Here is a 3,317-nt window from a genome sequence, read left to right on the forward strand (position 1 = left end):
CAAATTTATCGAGCTTGAGTTCAACAGCCTGCTCAAGCTGATCAGTTGAAAAAACACCCGCCGAATCAGGTGGGTGTTTCATCCATGTTGACATCATGCGTCTTGTGACTTGCCGGATATTGCCGCGGCAACCCTTCATGCAAGTCGCGATCTTCAAACGTGAACGTGTTGGCCGGCCGCTGGTCTTCCCGCCACGGCGTGCTCTTGCCGATCGATTCGACGATCAGGCTGGAACCGTACGGACCTTCGGGAAATTCCTCCGCGGTCAGATCGTTTCGCTGCGATTCAACAGTGCGCAAGTCCGTATACTTTCGCCGTCTTTCTTTCCAGAATGCCATTTGCATCGCCCTTCCTGTTCAGCCTATCATGCAATAGCTTTCCCAAAAAGCGGCGAATTATGTGCTGAACTGGCCGGCCGCCCGGCTGCAGATCAATAGTCGGAAAACGTTACCGGTCCCAATATTTCCTCCAGGAACGATTTCAATTCCTTGGCCCCGGTTTCATCTAGCCCGTAGGCGTGTTCCAAATATCCCTCTTCTTTCAGATCATCGGGGCCGACAATCGCCGTTTTGCCCGACTGCAGATCTGTGACCAAACGTTTGCCGTAATAGCGGTCCGTTCTGGTGATCGCCAGATCGAACCGGTTCATGCTATCCGTGATAAAGCAGACAAAACGCGTTGAAGTCTGCTCTGTTGTATCGTCCAAAAAGTCAAAATCGTGTGCCGACATCATGCTCACTCCTCTGCCAATTACAGCCATTCTTTTTTCCGGAAAAAGAAAAACATCGCCGCGCCGATCACAACCATGGCTCCCAAAACGATATAATTGCCGTACGGCTCGTGCAGCAGCGGTATATAATCAAAGTTCATGCCGTAAATGCCGGTGATGAACGTCAATGGCATGAAGATGGTGGTGAGTGCGGTAAAAACGCGCATAATTTCGTTCGCGCGGTTGGCGAGACTCGATTGGTAAGCTTCGCGCAAGTTGCCCATCAGATCCCGGAATGTGTCGAACGATTCCGCCACTTTTACGGCATTTTCGTGAATATCCCCGAAATACTTCTGCAGTTCATCGTTGATCAGTTTCAGGTCTTTTTTGTTCAGCATGAAAATGAGGTCTTTTTGCGGCCCCAAAACTTTTTTCACCCATAAAATCTCGCTGCGCAGGCCGATAATCGCATGCAAATGGGCTTTTTTCGTATGCATCAGGATGTCTTCTTCGAGTTTCTCGATGCGCGCTTCGATCCGATCGGCGACAATAAAGTAATTGTCCACCACAAGGTCTACCAGATGGTACAAAAAGCGGTCGGGCGTGTTGACGGCTTCTTCCCACAAAATCGGTTTAACCGAGCGGAGTTCGTTGATCTTTTGCCGGGTAACGGTAATGATGAAATGGTTGCCCAGAAAAATGTTCAACGCCCGCAGGAAAATTTCTTCGTCGTCGAAGCGGATGCTGTTGATGACTATAAAATAATGGGTGTCGTAAATTTCAATTTTCGGGCGTTGCTCTTCTTCCTGCAAGCAGTCCTCCACGGCCAGATCATGCAAATGGAACAGCGGCTGCAGCAGTTTCAGATCATCCGTTCCCGCGTCGATCCAGTAAAAGCCGTCCTCGGGAGCCGTCACGGCTAAAGCAACGTCGTCGACCAGTTGAAAAATCCCGTTTTTTACGAGGCGCACTTTCATCTTGCTCTCTCCTTTCATGGAGAAAACAGCCGTCGCTCCGGGTCCCGGGATTTGCCGCTTTAAACGCGCAAGGGGCGCGGATTCCGACTGTTTTCCGTATGCGATTTGGGCATGTTGCGGTAATTAGGCCTTGGTCGGTCTCCGTCCATGCGGAAAGCACCCCTTTTAATAGTCAAATTTGTACCAACTAAGTATATACCTACAATTACCATGATTCAAGCGAAAATCGCTGGGTAATTGAGGAAGCGAAAGATATTGCGCTAGCCCGGCAAACCGGCCGAGTTTCCGTCGTCCAATTGACGGTAACCCGCTTGACGTGTTAGCAATGATTGCGTTAAATTATAATTACAATAAAAATGAATATCAAAAGACGGCATGACCTTTATTGGTTGTGCGTCCAAGTACTCTTATCAAGAGCAGGCGGAGGGACTGGCCCGATGAAGCCCGGCAACCGACTTTTCATTCGCTTCTTCGGCGAAAAAAGCACGGTGCTAAATCTTGCGGAAGCATACGCTTCTGAGAGATGAGAGAGGCTTTTAGCGAAGAACAGCCCTTTCATTTCGAAAGGGCTTTTTTAGTGTAACCCGGCTGCCTTTTGCGGCGCCGACATCATCGAGGAGAGTGACGAACCATGCCGATCAAAATTCCCGACAATTTGCCGGCCAAAGAAATATTGACAAATGAAAATATTTTCGTAATGGACGAGTCAAGGGCGTACCATCAAGACATCCGTCCGTTGAATATCGCCATTTTGAATTTGATGCCGACCAAGGAAACGACGGAATGCCAGTTGCTGCGCCTGATCGGCAACACGCCGTTGCAGGTGGATGTAGTGCTCTTGCACACAAAATCACATAAGTCGAAAAACACTCCGCAGCAACATCTGGAACTGTTTTATAAAAACTTCGACGACGTGAAGGACCAAAAATTTGACGGCATGATCATAACGGGAGCGCCGGTTGAACATTTAAGGTTTGAAGACGTCGATTATTGGCGGGAGCTGGAGCAAATTCTCGATTGGACAAAAGAAAATGTAACCTCGACATTTCATATTTGCTGGGCGGCGCAAGCAGGCCTGTACCACCATTACGGGATTCCCAAGTACCCGCTTGACGACAAACTGTTCGGCGTTTTTCCGCATACGATCAACAAGTCCAATACCAACCTTTTGCGCGGATTCGACGAAGTGTTTTTCGTGCCGCAATCACGCCATACCGAGGTGCGCAGGGCGGATATCGAGAAAGTTCCGGAACTGGAAATATTGTCCGATTCGGCGGAAGCGGGCGTGTATATCGTCATTGCCCGCGACGGCAAACAAATTTTTGTGACGGGCCATTCCGAATACGACCCGCTGACGCTGCAAGCGGAATATTTGCGCGACCTGAAAAAAGGCCTGAAGATCGCGGTCCCGCGAAATTATTATCCCGGTGACGACCCGCAAAATAAGCCGTTGGTGCAATGGCGGGCCCATGCCAATCTGCTTTTTTCGAATTGGTTGAATTATTATGTTTATCAGGAAACTCCGTTTGAGTGGAGCATGCAAACGCAGAAGTGTTAATATACGCGAGGAGGATATGAACGTGACAAAAATAGAAAGCCGTTTGGCCCAAATAGGTTCCGTATCCGATCCG

At 49.1% G+C, this 3,317-nt stretch carries 4 protein-coding genes and 1 riboswitch; of the genes, 1 reads left to right on the forward strand and 3 read right to left on the reverse strand.

The window, feature by feature from the left end; translation table 11 throughout:
- Positions 1-65: 65 nt before the first annotated feature.
- From VF260_03155 to corA, 3 genes are all read right to left on the reverse strand, one after another.
- Positions 66-344, reverse strand: a complete 279-nt coding sequence (locus tag VF260_03155; GenBank protein HEX7056182.1) for a hypothetical protein — start codon at positions 342-344, stop codon at positions 66-68.
- An 86-nt stretch (positions 345-430) separates the two neighbouring features.
- Complete coding sequence (locus VF260_03160) at positions 431-730, reverse strand: DUF3055 domain-containing protein (GenBank protein HEX7056183.1); 300 nt, start codon at positions 728-730, stop codon at positions 431-433.
- A 20-nt stretch (positions 731-750) separates the two neighbouring features.
- A complete protein-coding gene (gene corA, locus VF260_03165; GenBank protein HEX7056184.1) occupies positions 751-1,686 on the reverse strand; it encodes a magnesium/cobalt transporter CorA in 936 nt (311 codons plus the stop codon).
- Positions 1,687-2,090: 404 nt separating this feature from the next.
- Positions 2,091-2,216: riboswitch (SAM riboswitch) on the forward strand.
- A gap of 101 nt (positions 2,217-2,317) precedes the next feature.
- On the opposite strand from corA, the gene metA reads away from it, so the two are divergent.
- Positions 2,318-3,244 carry a homoserine O-succinyltransferase gene (metA, locus tag VF260_03170; protein ID HEX7056185.1) on the forward strand — a complete coding sequence of 309 codons (927 nt, stop codon included), beginning with the start codon at positions 2,318-2,320 and terminating at the stop codon, positions 3,242-3,244.
- Positions 3,245-3,317 lie beyond the last annotated feature (73 nt).

The sequence above is a fragment of the Bacilli bacterium genome, assembly GCA_036381315.1.
Lineage (GTDB): Bacteria > Bacillota > Bacilli > Paenibacillales > KCTC-25726 > DASVDB01.